The sequence below is a fragment of the Nocardia sp. NPDC056100 genome (genome assembly GCF_042266325.1).
In the GTDB taxonomy this organism is placed as follows: Bacteria; Actinomycetota; Actinomycetes; order Mycobacteriales; family Mycobacteriaceae; genus Nocardia.
In genome coordinates this window covers 1,555,466-1,573,133 of sequence record NZ_JBHJVY010000002.1, presented here as the reverse complement: position 1 = coordinate 1,573,133, position 17,668 = coordinate 1,555,466, and the positions used below count along the sequence as shown (strand labels likewise).

Here is a 17,668-nt window from a genome sequence, read left to right as displayed (position 1 = left end):
TGGAATTGGCATGGTGTATTCGATGACCACGCGGCATGCGGTGTCGTGCGGGGCCGAACAGGTGTGGGACGTCCTATTGGACTACGCCTCTTTCCCGGAATTCATGACCGGCGTCAACGAGGTCGAGATCCTCGATGACGAGCAGGGCCGGCGCACCAGCAGCTGGGTGGTCGAGCTCAAGGGCTCCGAGATGGAGTGGGAGCAGGAGGATGTCATCTCCGTCGAGACCCACCGCATCGAATTCCGCCAGACCGACGGCGATCTCGCGGTCTACCACGGGTACTGGCAGGTGCACCCCGACGCGCTGGAACTGAGCGTGCTGTTCGATATCGGCATGCCGCTGGTCGCGGAAATGATCCATCCCGCCGTGGCCAAGGCGCTCGAAGGCTACGCGGGCTCGGTCGTGGCCCGGGCCGAGCAGTAGGGGAGTGCGATGAGCGATATCAAGGCATCCGACGCCAAGGCCACGTTCAAGCGGGTCAAGCGGCACTTCTCACCGTCGATGGCATTGGCGGGCAAGTTCACCGGACAGGGTGCGGTCGAGGCCGGTTCCAATGGCTGCCGGATCACACTGTCCGACGGGCGTGAAGCGCTGGACTTCGGCTCCTACGCGGTAGCGCTGCTCGGACACCGTCACCCCGCCGTCGTGGACGCCGTTCGCGCACAGCTGGATTCGATGCCAACCTCTACCCGCTCGGTGCTCAACCCGGTGCCCGCACTGGCCGCGGAAAACGTGGTCGACTATCTCGGTGGCACGCTGCCGAAGGTGTACTTCGGCGGCAGCGGAGCCGATGTGGTCGAGGCCGCGGTCAAGCTCGCCCGCGTTGCGACGGGCCGGAGCACGGTCATCGCGGTGCAGGGGTCCTACCACGGCAAAACCCTTGGCGCGCTTGCACTTACCCACCATCCCCGATTCCGCGGCAATCTCGACGCGCTGCTCGGCGGTGCGGTGCACGTCGATCCCGAGGACGCCGAGGCGGTCGCGCGGGTGCTCGCCGAGACCGAGGTGGCCGCGCTGATCTTCGAACCGGTGCAGGGTGAGAACGGTGTCACCGCACTGGATCCGGAGATCCTCGAACGCTGGTGCGACGACGCCAAGGCCGCCGGGGCCTTCGTCATCGCCGATGAGATCCAGGTCGGGCTGCGCCGCTGCGGTGAGCGCTCCATCGCGCTCGCGGCCGGATTGCCGGTGGACGCCGTGCTGCTGGGCAAGGCGCTGGGCGGTGGCATCGTGCCGGTGTCCGCGCTGGTGTGCTCGGAAGAGCTGTACGCGCCGCTGGCGGCCGATCCGGTGCTGCACACCGCGACCTTCTCCGGGCATCCACTGTCCACATCCGCCGTGATCCCCGCACTGACCGCGATCGAGGAACACATCGCGGACGGTGTACGCATCAGCGCCGAAATGGCCGCCGGGCTCGCCGGAATCGTTGGTGATCACGACACCGTCGTCACCGATGTGCGCGGCCGAGGTCTGCTGTGGGGCATCGACTTCCACACCCCCGAATTCGCCGGAGAGGTACAGGTCGGATTGGCCCAGCGCGGGCTGGTCGTCTCGACCTGCCTGAGCCGTCCCGAGGTACTGCGCCTGATCCCACCGATCGTGGCCACCTCGGCGGATGTGGCGCAGGCACTGTTCCTGCTGCGCGGATCCATCGAACAGGCATGCGCCGCAACGGCGTGACGAGAGCGCGGAGGACCAGGACATGACATCCCTCGAAATCGAAGGCGACGCCGAACAACTCGCCGCCGACAGCGTGCTGGCGGCGGATATCCGCGGCTTCATCCCGCGCACCTCCGCTGCGGCGGCGCGGTCGGTGCTGCTCACCGGCGCGACCGGCTTTCTCGGCGCGTTCCTGCTGCGCGAGCTGCTCGCGGCAGGCCTGACCGTGCACTGCCTGGTCCGCGCGGACTCGGTGGAGGCGGGCCGGGAACGATTGCGCGCCAACCTCGCAACCTACGACCTGACCGCCGCCATCGCGATGGAGCGGATCGAAATCGTGCCGGGCGATATCACCCTGGAGCGATTCGGCCTGTCCGAGAACGACTATCGCGATCTCACCGGTCGCGTCGAGGCGATCTATCACACCGCGGCCAAGGTCAATTTCCTCACCCCGTACAAGTGGCTGCGCAAGTCCACCGTCAGCGGAATTCACGAGGTGCTGCGCTTCGCGTGCGCGTCTTCTGCTCCGCTGCACCATATTTCGACCACGGGCGTGTTCAGCGGCCAGACCGGTGACAACACCACCCCGCGCGGCGAGCAGCATCGCACCGGTCCCGCGGCGGGCATGCCGCTGGGCTACACCAAGAGCAAATGGGTCGCCGAACAGCTGATCGCCCAGGCGCGCGAACGCGGTGTACCGGTGACCGTGCACCGGCCCACCCAGGTATGGGGCGATTCGCGCTCCGGCGCCTGCCAGCGCAATGATTTCGTATGGCGCTTCGTGATCGGCTCGATTCAGGCCGGTGCGTACCCGCGCAAATTCCGGCTCAAGATGAATCTGGTGCCGGTCGACTACGTGTGCGCGGCCGTGGTGGCGATCTCCCGGCAGGACACCGCGATCGGCGGCATTTATCACCAGATCGGGCCGGTGGCAATCGATTCCGCCATGATCCGCGACTTCATTCGCGCCGCCGGATACGACCTGCGCGAGGTCAGCATCATCAAATGGATGAAGGCGATCACCGCCGACGTCGAGAACGTCATGTTCCCGCTGCTGCGCACCACCATGCTGATGGAGCACGAGGAACAGCCGCCGTTCGACGATGAGATCACCCGCCGATTCCTGCACGGAACCGGACCCGATGGCGGCGATGTGAGCTGCCCGCCGATCGACGCGGCACTGTTCACCACCTACGCGGAATTCTTCGTCCGCAGCGGGTTCCTGCCCGCACCGTAAGACACTCGAGCAGCAGGAGAGTTCGATGACCATCGTATCGTTCGCCACCCAGCGCGATACCTCCGCCACCCTCACCCGCCGCGAGCGCGTGATCGTGGCCCTGGCGGCGCAGGGCATGCCGAATCGCGAGATCGCCGAACGATTGTTCATTTCGGTACGGACAGTCGAAAACCACCTGCAACGTAGTTACATCAAACTCGGAATCCACAGCCGACAGGAACTCGGCGACGCCGCGGTGCGCGCATCGGCCGCCGTATGAACGGAGGGGTCATGGCACAGAGCGAATCCGTACTGGGTGCGCTGCTAGAGCCGATTCGATGGCGGGTGCGCGCGGCGATGCTCGCACAGGGGCTCGGTGCGATCGCGGGGGTGCTGCCCTTCATCGCGATCGCCGAGCTGGGGCGGGTGCTGGTCGGCACCGGGCCGGACCGTGCGCACGATGCGTGGCGCTGGGTGCTGGTCGCGGTGGTCGCGCTGCTGGTGCGCACGATTCTGCTGCTCACCGCGGGCGGCATCACCCACTTCGCCGACAATGAACTGCAACTCCATATTCGGCGGCGGTTGGTGCAGCGGCTGCGTGAGGTGCCGCTGGCGTGGTTCTCCGACCGGAATTCGGGGACCGTGAAGAAGGTCGTCACCGATGACGTCGAGGCGATGCATCATCTGGTGGCGCATTCGATGCTCGAGCTCACCTCCGCGGTGGTGGTTCCGGTGACTTCGCTGGCATACCTCGTGTGGGTGGACTGGCGGATGACGCTGGTGACCATCGCTCCGCTGGTGGTCGGGTTGGGGCTGTACACCATCACCATGGCGGCGATGGGGCCGCGCATGGGGGAGTACGACCAGGCGATGACCGAGATCAATAGTCGCGCTGTGGAATTCGTGCAGGGGATCGGGGTGGTGAAGATCTTCGGGCAGACCCGGCGGGCGCATGCGCGCTATGCGCGGGCCGCGGACGATTTCGCCGCCTTCTTCACCGCGTGGGTGCGCTCGACCTTGAACTCCAAGACCGCGGCCGAAGTGGTCTTGTCGCCGGTGGCGGTATTGGCGGCGGTACTGGGCGGCGGAGCGATCTTCGTGACGCAGGGCTGGTTGACCGCGGTCGACCTGCTGCCGTACGCGCTACTGGGGGTGGGCCTGACCGCTCCGGTACTGGCGCTGTTCTACGCCAGTTACGAACTGCGACTTGCCAAGTCGGCCGCACAGCGGGTGAGCGAGACGCTCGCCGCCGAGGTGCTGCCGGTGGCGGCGAACCCGCTTGTGCCGCAGGGCAACGACATCGAGTTCGACGGGGTGCACTGCTCCTACGACGGCGACACCGAGGTGCTCGCCGGTATCGACCTCGAACTCGCTGAGGGGACCGTGACCGCGCTGGTCGGACCGTCCGGTGCGGGTAAGAGCACCCTGGCGACGCTGGTGCCGCGATTCCGAGATGTGAGTGCGGGTGCGGTCACCGTCGGCGGTGTAGACGTGCGCGAGATCGCGCCGTCGGAGCTCTATCGCCGAGTCGCCTTCGTATTCCAGGATGTTCGGCTCACCCGCGACACCATCGCGGCGAATATCGCCATGGCCCGGCCCGAGGCCGACCACGAAGAGATCGAGGCGGTCGCGAAGGCGGCCGGGGTGCACGAGGAGATCGAGGCGCTGCCGCGCGGCTACGACTCCATCTACGGGGTGGACGTCCAGCTGTCAGGCGGGCAGGCGCAACGGGTGTCGATCGCGCGGGCGCTGCTCGCGGACACCCCGATCATCGTGCTCGACGAGGCCGCGGCTTACGTCGATCCGGAATCGGAAGCGGTTGTGCAGGAAGCACTCTCGCGACTGACGGCGGGCAAGACCGTGCTGATGATCGCGCACCGGCTCTCGACCGTGACCGGGGCGGACCAGATCGTGGTCCTGGACGGCGGTGTGATCGCCGAACGCGGTACGCACCGCGAACTCGTCGAGGCCGACGGCCGCTACGCCCGCATGTGGGCGGCATACGAACGCACCAGCGAGAGGACCGGGGCATGATTCGCAAACTGTTGAAAGCCGTTGGCGCCGAGCATGACCGGGCGCTGCGGCGGATGCTCGCCGTACTGGTCGCCGGTGCGGTGCTACAGGGCATCGCGTTCGCGCTGCTGGTGCCGATCCTGAAGGCGCTCTTCGGATCCGATCCCGGATCGGTATGGCCGTGGGTCTATCTGCTGCTCGGCGTCACCGCGGCGTACTCGGTGGCGTACTACGTGAGCATGCGCCTGGGCGTGGACGTCGGTTCGGCGCTGTCCAAGAGCCTGCATCAGCGGCTGGGCGATACCGTGTCCACGCTGCCCCTGGGCTGGTTCGGGGCGGAGCGGGTGGGTCAGCTCGGTCAGCTCGCCACCAAGAGCGTCATGGACATCATGGGCGTGCCCGCGCATCTGCTGCGGCCGCTGGTGACGACCGTGGTCACACCGCTCACCGTGGTCCTCGCCATGTACCTGTTCGACTGGCGGCTCGCGATTGCGCTCACGGTGATGGTTCCGCTGATCGTGGCGGTCTATCGCTGGAGTGTGACGCTGAGTGCGAAGGCTGATGCCGGGCGTGCCGAATCCCGGTCCGTCACCGGTGGCCGGGTCGTCGAATTCGCTCAATTGCAGCCGGTGCTGAGGGTTTTCGGGCGAGGTGAGAGCGACGGGTTGCTCGATGACGCGCTGCGCACCGATCACGCCGCGTCCCGGCGGGTGCTTGCCGCCACGGTGCCCGGCCTGGTCGGATTGAGCGTCGCGGTGCAGACGACCTTCACCGTCGTGATCGTCCTGGGCGTGTACCTGGTGCTCGACCGCGGCCTCGAGGTCGCGACCCTGCTCGCGGTGCTGGTACTGGCGGCCCGATTCACCGAGCCCATCGCCGAATTGGCGATCCTGGGCTCGACCCTGAAGTCCGCCACCGGCGCCCTCGATCGCGTCATCGCGCTGCTGGACGAACCGGTGCTGCCCGAGCCGCTCACGCCGAAAGAGCTGTCCGGCAATGAGATCCGCTTCGAGAAGGTCGAATTCGGCTACGGCGACAGCTCGGTCCTGCGCGAGGTGACCTTCACCATCCCCGAGGGCACCACCACCGCCCTGGTCGGCCCCTCCGGTTCCGGAAAGACCACCATCGGCCGCCTGATCGCTCGCTTCTGGGATGTCAATGAAGGCCGAATCCTCCTGGGCGGTGTAGACATTCGCTCCCTGGCCGGCGCCGACCTCATGTCCCGAATCTCCGTCGTCTTCCAGGACGTCTACCTCTTCGAAGACACCATCGAGGAGAACATCCGCCTGGGCCGCCCCGGCGCCACCGACGCCGAAGTCCGCGCCGCCGCCGACGCCGCCCGAGTCACCGAAATCGTCAACCGCCTCCCCGACGGCTGGTCCACCCGCGTAGGCGAAGCCGGTGCCTCCCTGTCCGGCGGTGAACGCCAACGAGTTTCGATAGCCCGAGCCATCCTCAAGAACGCCCCCATCGTCATCCTCGACGAAGCCACCGCGGCCCTGGACCCCGAAAACGAACAAGCCGTCCAAGAGGCCCTGACCACCCTCACCGCCGACCGCACCGTCCTGGTCATCGCCCACCGCCTGCACACCGTCATGCGCGCCGACCAAATCCTGTTCCTGGACAACGGTTTCATCGTCGAACACGGCACCCACCCCGAACTCATCGCATCCAAGGGCCGCTACGCGGGCTTCTGGGCCCAACGCGACCGAGCCCGCACCTGGTCCCTGACCTGAGCGGCCCAAGTCGCTAGTGGTCGACGTATTGTCCGAGCATCAACCGGCCCACTCGCCCGCCCAGCCCCCCGCAACGCCGCCACCACCGTGGAATGCGGCGGCGCACCGACAAACACGCCATTTATGGTGAAGACCCCTCAGCTCGCTGTTCCCCACAACAGCATCACTGCGCTTCTGGCGCTGCGGATTTGACGGTGCCGGGCGCAGCGAGTCGGCCTCCGCATCTGTCGGTCACGTTTGCTTGAATACCGGCAGTTGTTCGCGGTATTGAAGAGGGGGGCCGATGGCCACTGGGATAGAGCGTGATCGTGGCGATCTGGATGAGGATGCGTGGGAGGTACCCGCGGCCTGGAGTGTGGTCTCGCCGCCGGTGCGCGGGTTCGGGACGGATCGATCGTTCACGCCCGCTCCGAGCGCTGTCGAACTGTACGGCAAGCTGATTGGGGATCGACAGGACGCGCTGCGTAATGCGCTGGCGGCCTCGTGGCCTGCCCGGTCGGCAGAGGCCGGGGCGGCCGCGTTGGCCGATCCGGGCTCGGCGACAGCGGTCGGGGCCGCTGCGCTGGCGGTGGTGGCAGAGCGTGAACACCTACACGGTGACGGTTTCGACTGGGCCACGATCGTCGACGCGTGGGTGGCCGAGCGCGGTGTGGTGATCGCCGCCGAAGCCGCGGTTATCGCGACCACGATGATTCGCGCGTACCGCGACGGACCGGCTGGCCGTGGTTACGACCTGACGCCTTTGTATGCCGGACGGTATTTCTACCACTTCAGTTCGCTGACCGCTTTGCAGCGCGCACGCGAACACCTGGCTGCCGCCACCGACCTCGACTACCGCGCCGTCATTGCTCGGCTCGGCGAAATACGTTCTGCGTCAGGGATACTTCAGGTCCGCATTGCTACGAGCTATCTGGTGCCGACGGAGCAGTCCTGGGTCGCTGCCGACCTCGACGAACCGCCTGCGGACGACTATTGGCCTCACACCATGTACGCGTGCCTGGCCGGTGCCGTGACGACAGCACCTCAACTGGAGACTTTCATCGCGCGTTTGCGGCCACGCAATCGTGGTTCGGTGCCGACCGCCGAGTACATCGGTATGGCCGCGCGCGTCGGCCCGGAGGCAGCCAAAACGATTGCGGCGGTTGCCTTCGTGGATCACCTGACCGGATGGTATCGGGAGAATACGGCCGACTTGGCCGACATACTGTCGTATCTGCCCACGGACGAGGCGTTCAGCCTGCTGTCGCAGAATCTGGACCGGTACGGAGTGCCGACCGCGGCAATGGCTGCGGCACAACGTTTCCCGCGCCGGGCCATGCGGCTGCTGTCGGCGGGCTCCGAGCAGTCGGCGGCAGTCGGCACACTGCTGCGGATCCATGCCTGGCGGCATCCGCACCTGGCCGCGGAATTCGGCGTTCGGCTGCCCGATGTTCCGGTTGTCGAACCAGCGGAGTTGCCCGATGTGTTTCGCCCGCGCCGGAAACCGGCCGCGGTACCGCCATGGTTGACAGTGCCGGTGCTGCCGCCACTGCTGACCGTCGATTCCGCGCGGGCCCTGCCGGAGTCGGCAGTGCACGTCGTGTGTGGGTTGCTGGCCAAGCGAACTCCGGATCACGCTGCGGTCGAGCAGCTTTCGGCGGTTGTCGATCCGATGTCGATGGCAGGCTTCGTGTGGGGTCTGTTCCAGGCGTGGGTGTTCGCCGAATACCCGGCGGGTGGAATATGGACATTGCGCGCTGTGGGTTTGTTCGGTGACGACGAGGCCGCACGGCTGCTGGTGCCGCTGATCCTGCAGTGGCCGCGGCAGTCGGCGTCGGCCCGCGCGGTCACCGGTCTCGATGTGCTGGCCGAGATCGGCACTCCGGCCGCCCTCGGGCACCTGCGCGACATCGGCCTGCGCGCCAAACAGCGCGGATTCCGAAAGACCGTGCGGGCCAAGCTCGATGCCGTCGCGGCCCGGCACCACATCACCACGGACGAATTGGCCGATCGGTCCATACCGACATTCGGTATTGGCAAGAATGGCCGACTCACCCTGGACTACGGATCGCGCGGTTTCGTCATCGATCTCGATGAACAACTCAGACCCGTCGTCCTCGAGGGCCGCCGAGCGGATGACGGCTCCTGGACAGCGGGCCCGCGCCGCAAAACACTGCCCAAGCCCGCCGCGCAGGACGACCGCGCCCTGGCCGCGGCGGCCTACAACCAGTTCACAGTGCTGCAGGCGGAAGCGAAAAAGGTTGCTCGCGAGCAGGTTCGACGCTTGGAACAGGCCATGATCGCGGGACGACACTGGTCGGAGCAGGCATTCCGGGAACTGTTCGTCGATCATCCGATGCTGCGCCAGCTCGCCCGCCGACTGGTTTGGGCCACGTTCGGCCCCGACGGCGGCATCCAGCAGTCTTTCCGCATCGCTGAGGACCTCACTCTCGCCGACGTGAACGACGACCTGGTCGCCATCGCCGACGACGCCGAGGTGGGCATCGCCCATCCGCTGCAACTGGCCTCATCCGCCTCCGCCTGGGCATCGATATTCACGGATTACGCCATGCTGCAACCATTCCCGCAACTCGATCGGTCGTTCTGGCCCCCGGACTCCGCCGTGTTCGCCACGGGCCTGAGCGGATACCACAACCTCGACACCGCACCGGGTCGCCTGCTGGCGCTCTCGCACCATGGCTGGAGACGGGAATCCTCCGACGGCGCCATCGACCGAATGGTGCGACCACTCCCGGCCGGTGGGTCGGTCCATCTTCGGATCTCCCCGAGCCTCGAATGGCGCGACCTGATGCGGTATTCCACCCACACCATCATCGGCGTCGAGCTGACCGGCACCCATCTGCATGCCGTCGACCCGGTCACCGCGTCGGAGCTGATCCGCGAACTCGAGGCACTCCGTGTTGGATGAGAGCGACAGATCGATACCGGTTGCAGAGCTGCGTCACACGGATCAGTCGGGCAACCAGGCCCGATCGGCGTGCTCTCACTCGCTGACTGTGAACGGGACGAGGTAAGGGGAGACGCTGCTGAGTTTTTCGCAGGTTTCCTCGAATTCTCGGTCGGGGGTGGATTGGGCGATGACGCCCGCTCCGGCGCGGAGCCAGGTGGAGTCGTCGGTTTGGTAGACGGCGCGCAGGACCAGGGTGGCTTCGAGTTCACCTGCGGCGGAAAACGTCAGTACCGCACCGGAATACAGGCCGCGGGCGGTGTTGTCGAGGCGGAAGATGGCGTCGACGGAGGGGCGTTTGGGGATGCCGGAGGCGGTGACGGAGGGGAAGAGGACTTCGAGGGCGTCCCAGGGGGTGTGGTGGGGGGAGAGGTGGCCTTGGACGGTGGAGGCGAGGTGTTGGACGCTGCCTCGTTCGCGGACGGACATGAAGTCGGTGACGGTGAGGGTACCGGGGTTGGCTACGGTGGCTACCTCGGTGCAGGAGGCGCGGACCGAGACCGCGTGTTCGACAATCTCTTTGGGGTCGGATTCGAGGTCGGTGCGGGCGGCGGAGTCGGAATCCCGGCCGCGGCCGAAGGCGCGGGTGCCGGCGAGGGGTTCGGTGGTCACCGTGCCGTCGAGGTCTACGGCTACCACCAGTTCGGGGCTGAAACCCGCCGCTTCGAGACTGCCCAGGCGCAGCAGGAAAGAGCGGGCGGGGGTGTTGTGGGCGCGGCCGAGGCGGTAGGTCTCGGCGAGGTCGACTTTGAAGGGTACGGGGACGCGACGCGAGAGAATGACCTTGTCGTACTGGCCATTTCGGATCTCCCCGATGGCGGTCGACACTCGCTCGCGGTATCCGGTCTCGTCGAGCGTGACATCGATCGGGCGGGCGGTCGGCATGGGCTCGGCAGGGGTGCCGAGCACATTCGCGATGTAGGCGGATTCGGCGTCCGATGCGCCCGCCACCGTCGTGCCGAGCTCGGTCAGGACTACCTCGATGCGCGGAAGCATCAAGTGCGCCAGCTGGATTCCCGGAGCGAGATGATGCTCCGCGTCGAAGGAATGGGCGCAGAATTCGAAACCGATCCAGCCGTAGACGGTTCCGGTCGCAGCCGTCGGATCGCTCATGCGGAGTTGGTCCAGGGTGCGTTCGAGCACCGTGACCGGACGGCCGGTCCAGGGCTCGTCGGTGACTCGGCCGCCCGCGATGACGCGGATGCGGTCGGTGTCCAATTCGATGGTGGCGAGCGGGTCGGCGGCGAAGACCACCGCGCCGGGGCGTTCGTAGACCACGTATTCGCCGAATAGCCCGGATCGCGCCAATCGGCTGACCGCGGCGACCTGGTCGGCGGTGGTTCCGGGCGCGGCGAACTCTGTTGTTGTCACGTGCGTACTCCGTCGTTGAAATCGGTGTCCCGGCGAAAAGCGCTGGGTCACTGGTACATGAGGGCTTTGTCCCACGATTCGTGTGGGCCGAAGAGGTAGCGCGCCTTGAGAATGTCGCGTTCGGAGGTCAGGACCTCGGTCGGCACGAGGGTGCCGGGCGGCAGCGCGGTGAGGCGGTGCGGGATGTCGAGGGATTCGGAGATCGCGGCGCTCAGTTCACGGGTCGCCTTATCGCGCACATTGTCCGGGGCTTCGAATTCCAGGATCACCGCGTCCGGGGTGGCCTGGGCGCGCCAGAACATCACCTGGTAGTCGAGCGGAAGCCCGAATATCAACTCCTCCAATTGATTCTGCGTCACGGTGCGGCCATTCACCGGATAGCCGAACCCGGCCCGGCCGAAGACCCGCACCGTGGGCAGGGCCAGTCCGCACGGGCACGGGGAGTAGCTGATCTCGACGTCATCGGCGAGGTTGTAGCGCAGCAGCGGCATGGCTTCGCGGTAGAGCGGCGTCACGACCAGCTGGCCCCGGCCCGCCGAGCGAATCTCGCCGGTATCGGGCGAGTACACCTCGAAAATCGCCCGGTCCGCCCACAGATGCAGACGTCCGTCCGGACATTCCCCCGCCACCGTACCGGTCTCGGTCGAGCCGTACTCCTCGACAATCGCTGCCCCGCCCCAGATTTCACCGAGCCGACGTTTGCGCGCCGCCGTCATCGGCTCCGCCGCGACGAAAAGCGCACGCAGTGAAGGGAAGTCGACCTCCGGCCGCAACCCGACCGCCCGCGCCGCCGCCGCGATCATCACGGCCTCGGTCGGATTGCACCAGGTCAGACTGACCTCCAGCGCGGCCATCAACCGCACGATGCGCGAGAGCGGCAGCGCCAGCGAGCGCGCGTCCCCCGGCACCACGGTCGCCCCGCGCAGCCGCCCGGCCGCCTGCGCCAGATGCCCGGTGATGACCAACGCGTACGGCGTGCGAACCAGGAACGTGTCCTCGGGAGTGATCCCCACCCATTTGCGGGCATATCGCTCGGCCAGATCAACCCAGTCGTTCTCGGTGTAATACGACGCCGTCGGCTGCCCCGAAGTGCCGCTGGATTCGTGATAGGTGGCCAATTCCCGCCGGTCCACCGCGAGCAGTCCGAAGGGGTAGGAATCGCGTAGATCCTGCTTGCTGGTGATCGCGACGGAATCGAAATCCGCTGCTGTAACAGGTGCCCCGCCCGCGGCATAACGCCGCGCGTAGAACGGTGATCGCAGCGCCCGATCGAACAGTTCCGGCAGGCGGGACCGCTGTAGCTTGGTGAGTTCGTCGAAGTCCGACCAATCGCCGAGTTCCGGGCGCTCACGAGTTTCGGTGCGGTCGGCCGATAGTTGCGTCATGAATACTCCTTCAGCGAAACACATTCATGACTACCCGGTGCACCCGCCGCTGCCCAGAGGGTAGGCTACTCAAACTCCGTCGCGGCCTACTCAATTTGCGGAATGTTTTCCCGTGCACAGAAATTGAGTACCGACTACTCATGATTTCTCGGCACTCCTAGTGGTCGTATGGTGCTCATGCGGACCCAAGACCTCTTCCTCGCAGGCATCGGAAGTCAGGTGCCGGAACTGATTTCGACCGAAACGGCCGTCGCCGAGGGCCGGTACGACGAGGCGGCGCGCAAGGCCTCGGGCCTGCTCTCCATCGCGGTGAGCCCAGATACCGCCGCACCCGATCTGGCGATCGACGCCGCGCGGATCGCACTGTCGGCCAGCGGACATTCCGCCGACGATATCGGCGCGCTGCTGCACAGCTACACCCACCACCAGGGCCCCGACGGCTGGTCCGCGGCGCACTACATTCTGAACAACACCGTGGACCGCCCGGTGCCCGCCATGGAGATCAAACAGGGTTGCCTGGGCATGCTCGCGAGCCTGGAGGCCGCCGCGAATCGCTTGGCGGCCAACCCTTCTCACGATGCGGTCCTGATCACCACCGGCGATAACTTCTCCACCCCGTTGGTCGACCGCTGGCGCGCCTCGAAACTGTTCGTGCTCGCCGACGCCGGATCCGCCGCCGTGGTCTCGCGCCGCACCGGTTTCGCACAGGTCCTCGCGGTCGGCTCCCTCTCGGACTCGTCGATGGAGATCCTGCACCGCGCCGGCGAGGACCTCTTCCCGCCCGGCGTCACCCGCGGCATCGGCCTCAACTTCGACGACCGGGCAATGAAGGTCCGCGAGCAGTGGGCCGCGGGCCAGGCCCCGCCCATCCGCAACTTCGGGCTCCGGGTGGCCGAGATCGCGGGCCGCACCCTGGACGAGGCGGGCGTCCCCATGGACAAGGTCGCCAAGGTCTGCCACATCGGCTTCTCCCGCGACTCCCTCGAGGCCATGTTCCTGCTGCCGCTGGAAGTCGAAGAGCACCAAGAGGTCTGGGACCACGCCCGCACCATCGGCCACACCGGTGCGGCCGATCTGTTCCTCGGACTCGAACACGTATGGCGCACCGGGCAGGTGCAGCCCGGCGATCACGTGCTCATGATCGCCGCGGCCACCGGTATGGAAGCCGGTGCCGCAGTGGTCGAGATCCTCGCTCCCGCACCGACCGAATAGGAGATCGTGATGCTGGCCGGATGCACCCCGTGGCCCGACGACACCGCCGCTCGCTATCGCCGCCTCGGCATTTGGCGCGGCGAAGCCCTCGATACCGTATTGACGCGCTCGGCCGAACGCGACCGCGATGCCATCGCCCTCGTCCACGATGACCGCCGAATCTCGTTCGGTGAGCTGGATGCCTGGGTGACCCGGTTGGCCGCGGGTTTCGCCCGAAACGGCGTGGTCCCGGGTGATCGAGTGCTGGTGCAGCTGCCCAACATTCCCGAATTCGTCGCGGTCGTGTTCGCGCTGGTGCGGGCGGGCGCGATTCCGGTGTTCTCGCTGATCGCGCACCGGCACACCGAGATCAGCCACCTGGTACGGCTGTCGGGTGCGACGCACTATGTGTTCCCGGACGCGCACCGCGGCTACGACCATCGCGGACTCGCCACGCGAATCAAGGACGAAAACAGCGCGCTTCGAACGCTTTTCGTCATCGGTGAGCCTGTCGACGGAATGACCACGGTTGCCGACCTGGCGGGCGCGGACACCTGGACGCCCCCGCCCGCCGACCCGTCCGATATCGCGTTCTTCCTGCTCTCGGGCGGCACCACCGCCCTGCCGAAACTCGTGCCCCGCACGCACGACGACTACCTGTTCCAGGTGACGCAGGCGGGCACCCTGTGCGGACTCACCGACAAGGATGTCTACCTGGCGGTGCTGCCCATCGAATTCAACTTCGCCTGGGGTTGCCCGGGTGTGGTGGGCACCCTCGCTGTCGGCGGCACCGTGGTGCTGGCCGACACCCCGAACCCCATGGCCTGCCTGCCGCTGATCGAGCGCGAGTGGGTATCGATCACCTCCCTGGTCCCCTCGGTCCTGACCCTGTGGCTGGAAACCGCCGAATGGACGACCTCGGATCTGACCAGCCTGCGCCTGGTTCAGGTCGGCGGCGCGAAGCTCGCCCCCGATCTGGCCGCCCGCGTCATGCCCGCCCTCGGCTGCGATCTGCAACAGGTCTTCGGCATGGCCGAGGGCCTGCTGTGCTTCAACCGCGCCGACGATCCGGTCGAGGTGAAGGTGAACACGCAGGGCAAACCGATCTCCTTCGCCGATGAGATCCGCATTGTCGACGGCCTCGAACCGGTGCCGCTCGGCGAGGTGGGTGAGTTGATCACGCGCGGCCCGTACACGATTCGCGGCTACTACCGGGTCCCCGAGCACAATGCCCGCGCGTTCACCAGTGACGGTTTCTACCGCACCGGCGATCTGGCCCGGCTCACCCCGCGCGGCGATCTGGTGATCGAGGGCCGCATCAAGGATGTGATCATCCGCGGCGGCGACAAGGTCAATGCCGCCGAGGTCGAGGACTATCTGCTCGCGCACCCGGCCATCGCCGCGGCGGCAGCGGTCGGCCTGCCCGATGAGCTACTCGGCGAACGCATTTGCGCGTTCATCGTCCCCTGCGGTCCCACCCCCGCGCTCGCCGAACTCCGATCGGCGATGCACGCGCGCGGCGCGGCCGATTACAAACTGCCCGATGAGGTCCGAGTCGTCGGTGAACTGCCGCTGACCCCGCTCGGCAAGGTCGACAAGAAAGCGCTGGCGCGCGTAGAGGAAGGAGTGCCGTCATGACGAACGGTGCGGTGCAAGCGATTTCGGCCATTCCCGAGGAACCCGAGCTGCGAGCCATGCTGGCGGCGGCGCTGGAGCTGGCCGATCCGGCCGAGCTCGACGCCGATGCGAATCTCGTCCTGCTGGGTTTGAGTTCGCTCGAGGTCATGCGAATGGTCGGGCGCTGGAACAAATCCGGGGTGCGCGCGGATTTCGACGCTCTGATCGAAACCCCCACGCTGCGGGCCTGGCTGATCTACTTCACCGAATTGGCGCAAAGCTGATGGGCGAGAAAGCGATTCTGCTCGAAAACGGTTGCGTCTATCCGGCCGACACCGGCGGTAGCGTGATCCCGCGCGGCTCGGTACTGATCGTGGGGGAGCGCATCGCGGCGGTCGGCCCGGCCGAAGACGTCCGCGCTGCCGTCGCGGCCCTGGACCAGGACCTTCGCGAGAGCCTGGAAGTCATCGACGCGCGCTCGATGATGGTGCTGCCCGGTTTCGTCAACGCGCACTGGCACGACATGTTCGCCATGGGATTCCCGCTGCGCGGTGCACTGCGCCCGGCCTCGGACCGCGCCGACGAAGTCGGATTCTTCGGTGGCGGTGGCGATATGCACACCATCTCCCGCACCTTCGATTCGTTCGACGGGCTGATCGCGGGTCTGACCGCCGATGAGGCGTACGACATCGCCAGATATTCGATGTGGACTCAATTGCGCGGCGGCGTCACCACCATCGGTGACGTCGGCTCACTCAATCGGCCGCTCGAAATGGTAAGAGCCGCACAGGATCTGGGTATCCGGCTGAGCACCACCACGTGGGCGGGCGATGCGATCTGCCCGCCGGGCGGCGACCGATTCCAGCGCACCAAGGACACCGACACGGTGCTGTCCGCGGTCGAAGACCTGCTGCGGCACTGCGCCTCCGACACCACCGGCCGCATCCGCTGCCGTCCGACCATCGCCTACGTCACCAATATGACCGATGAACTCGGCCGCGGCTTCGCCGATCTGATGCGGCGGCACGATGTCGGCTTCGCCACCCATGTCGGCGCGGTACGCAATGAGCCGGACACGCTGCGCAAGTACTACGGCACCTCCGGCGTGCGCCGACTGCACGACCTGGGCCTGCTCACCGACCGATTGATGGCCGCGCACTGCGCCTTCGTCGACGACGAGGAACAGAAACTGCTGCTCGCCGCCGGAGTCCACATCAGCCATTCGCCCGGAAAATACGGTCCCGCAGGCGAATCCACGCTCACCGAAAGCGGAGTGGTGCCGGTACTGCGCCGCGCCGGACTCGATGTATCGCTCTCCACCGACGGTGCGTCACTGCCCAATGCCGGTATGGCCGAGACCATGCGGGCCGTCTGGCAGATGTACAACGAGATGGCCGCCAGCCAAATCGACGTGCTGCCCACCGACGCGCTGGCCATGGCAACCCGCATCGCCGCCAAGGGCCTGGGCTGGTCGAAGGAGATCGGCAGTCTCGAGCCCGGTAAACAGGCCGACCTGGTGCTGATTCGCGCCGACGACTGGCGCTACCTGCTCAATCCCCGTCCGCTGGAAAGCTTTCTGTGGCTGGGTGGTTCGGCCGATATCGACACCGTCATGGTCGCGGGCCGCACCCTGATCGCCCAGGGGCAGCCGGTCGGCGTGGACTACAACGAACTGCGTGACCGCTACCTCGACGCGCTGGCCGGTTTCACCACCCGCTGCCTGCGCGTGCCCGGCGACGTGGTCACCGGCGTGCTCTCCGGAGTGGTGCGATGAAAGTCGCCCTGGTGACCGGAGCCGCGGGCGGTATCGGCGCGGCGATCGTCCGTGAACTCGCCGCGGCCGATATAGCGGTGGTGCTGGTGGATCGCGATGCGAGCGAATTGGACAGGGTAACAGCCGGATTGACCGGTCGCACGCTGTCGATCGTCGCCGATGTCAGTTCGATCGAACAGGTCGAAGCGGCGGTGCTCGAAGCCGAGGCCACCCTGGGACCGATCGACTTCCTGGTCAATGTCGCCGGTGTGCTGCAATCGGGCTGGATCACCGAAATGTCCGACGCCGATTGGTATTCCACCCTGGCGATCAACGCCGGCGGCGTCTTCAATGTCAGTCGCGCGGTGGCGCGCGGCATGATCAGCCGCACCGGCGGGGCCATCGTCACGGTGTCCTCCAACGCCGGATCGACCCCGCGTGTGGGCATGGCCGCCTACGCGGCGTCCAAGGCCGCCGCCACCATGTTCACTCGCTGCCTGGGCCTCGAACTCGCGAAGTACGGCGTCCGCTGCAATGTGGTCGCTCCCGGATCGACCGCCACCCCGATGCTGACCGACCTGTGGAAGGACGAGGCCGGGGAACGGGCCGCGATCGAAGGCGTCCCCGAATCGTTCCGAGTCGGAATTCCCCTGGGCCGCATAGCGCAACCCGAGGACATCGCCGCGGCCGTGCGCTTCCTGCTCTCCGACGCCGCATCCCATATCACCCTGCAGGAGCTCGTCGTCGACGGCGGCGCGACGCTGGGTACCTGACCAACC

Annotated in this window: 14 protein-coding genes; 12 read left to right on the top strand and 2 right to left on the bottom strand. The window is 66.8% G+C overall.

Translation table 11 applies throughout. The features are described 5' to 3' along the window. The first annotated feature begins 22 nt into the window (after positions 1-22). The 7 genes from ACFC0O_RS19575 to ACFC0O_RS19545 all read left to right on the top strand — a co-directional run bounded on the left by ACFC0O_RS19575 (position 23) and on the right by ACFC0O_RS19545 (position 9,533). The gene (locus tag ACFC0O_RS19575) at positions 23-424 is read left to right on the top strand and encodes a type II toxin-antitoxin system RatA family toxin (protein ID WP_375959699.1); all 402 of its coding nucleotides are present in this window, start codon (positions 23-25) and stop codon (positions 422-424) included. 9 nt (positions 425-433) lie between these two features. Further along, positions 434-1,681 carry an aspartate aminotransferase family protein gene (locus tag ACFC0O_RS19570; protein WP_375959697.1) on the top strand — a complete coding sequence of 416 codons (1,248 nt, stop codon included), beginning with the start codon at positions 434-436 and terminating at the stop codon, positions 1,679-1,681. 22 nt (positions 1,682-1,703) lie between these two features. After that, on the top strand, positions 1,704-2,897 hold the full coding sequence (locus tag ACFC0O_RS19565) for a thioester reductase domain-containing protein (protein WP_375959695.1): 1,194 nt from the start codon (positions 1,704-1,706) through the stop codon (positions 2,895-2,897). Positions 2,898-2,922: 25 nt separating this feature from the next. Next, positions 2,923-3,156, top strand: a complete 234-nt coding sequence (locus tag ACFC0O_RS19560) for a response regulator transcription factor (protein ID WP_375959693.1) — start codon at positions 2,923-2,925, stop codon at positions 3,154-3,156. Positions 3,157-3,167: 11 nt separating this feature from the next. After that, positions 3,168-4,910: an ABC transporter ATP-binding protein gene (locus tag ACFC0O_RS19555; protein WP_375959691.1), complete on the top strand. Its 1,743-nt coding sequence runs from the start codon at positions 3,168-3,170 to the stop codon at positions 4,908-4,910. Beyond that, complete coding sequence (locus tag ACFC0O_RS19550) at positions 4,907-6,625, top strand: ABC transporter ATP-binding protein (RefSeq protein ID WP_375959689.1); 1,719 nt, start codon at positions 4,907-4,909, stop codon at positions 6,623-6,625. Before ACFC0O_RS19555 ends, ACFC0O_RS19550 begins: the two co-directional genes overlap by 4 nt. Positions 6,626-6,908: 283 nt before the next feature. Then, positions 6,909-9,533: a DUF4132 domain-containing protein gene (locus ACFC0O_RS19545; RefSeq protein ID WP_375959687.1), complete on the top strand. Its 2,625-nt coding sequence runs from the start codon at positions 6,909-6,911 to the stop codon at positions 9,531-9,533. 75 nt (positions 9,534-9,608) lie between these two features. Here ACFC0O_RS19545 and ACFC0O_RS19540 read toward each other — a convergent pair whose 3' ends face one another. Together ACFC0O_RS19540 and ACFC0O_RS19535 are read right to left on the bottom strand one after the other, a co-directional pair. Next, a complete protein-coding gene (locus tag ACFC0O_RS19540; protein ID WP_375959685.1) occupies positions 9,609-10,943 on the bottom strand; it encodes a salicylate synthase in 1,335 nt (444 codons plus the stop codon). A 47-nt stretch (positions 10,944-10,990) separates the two neighbouring features. After that, the gene (locus ACFC0O_RS19535) at positions 10,991-12,328 is read right to left on the bottom strand and encodes a phenylacetate--CoA ligase family protein (RefSeq protein WP_375959683.1); all 1,338 of its coding nucleotides are present in this window, start codon (positions 12,326-12,328) and stop codon (positions 10,991-10,993) included. Positions 12,329-12,505: 177 nt separating this feature from the next. Here ACFC0O_RS19535 and ACFC0O_RS19530 point away from each other — a divergent pair, with 177 nt between their 5' ends. From ACFC0O_RS19530 to ACFC0O_RS19510, 5 genes are read left to right on the top strand one after another with little or no spacing between them, the layout of a single operon-like run. Further along, on the top strand, positions 12,506-13,540 hold the full coding sequence (locus ACFC0O_RS19530; protein ID WP_375959681.1) for a ketoacyl-ACP synthase III family protein: 1,035 nt from the start codon (positions 12,506-12,508) through the stop codon (positions 13,538-13,540). 9 nt (positions 13,541-13,549) lie between these two features. Next, positions 13,550-15,157, top strand: a complete 1,608-nt coding sequence (locus ACFC0O_RS19525; protein WP_375959679.1) for a (2,3-dihydroxybenzoyl)adenylate synthase — start codon at positions 13,550-13,552, stop codon at positions 15,155-15,157. Further along, positions 15,154-15,420, top strand: coding sequence for a phosphopantetheine-binding protein (locus tag ACFC0O_RS19520; RefSeq protein WP_375959677.1), 267 nt, complete (start codon positions 15,154-15,156; stop codon positions 15,418-15,420). The genes ACFC0O_RS19525 and ACFC0O_RS19520 overlap by 4 nt, the downstream gene beginning before the upstream one ends. After that, positions 15,420-16,910: an amidohydrolase family protein gene (locus ACFC0O_RS19515; protein WP_375959675.1), complete on the top strand. Its 1,491-nt coding sequence runs from the start codon at positions 15,420-15,422 to the stop codon at positions 16,908-16,910. Before ACFC0O_RS19520 ends, ACFC0O_RS19515 begins: the two co-directional genes overlap by 1 nt. Next, the gene (locus tag ACFC0O_RS19510) at positions 16,907-17,662 is read left to right on the top strand and encodes a 2,3-dihydro-2,3-dihydroxybenzoate dehydrogenase (RefSeq protein ID WP_375959673.1); all 756 of its coding nucleotides are present in this window, start codon (positions 16,907-16,909) and stop codon (positions 17,660-17,662) included. Before ACFC0O_RS19515 ends, ACFC0O_RS19510 begins: the two co-directional genes overlap by 4 nt. Positions 17,663-17,668 lie beyond the last annotated feature (6 nt).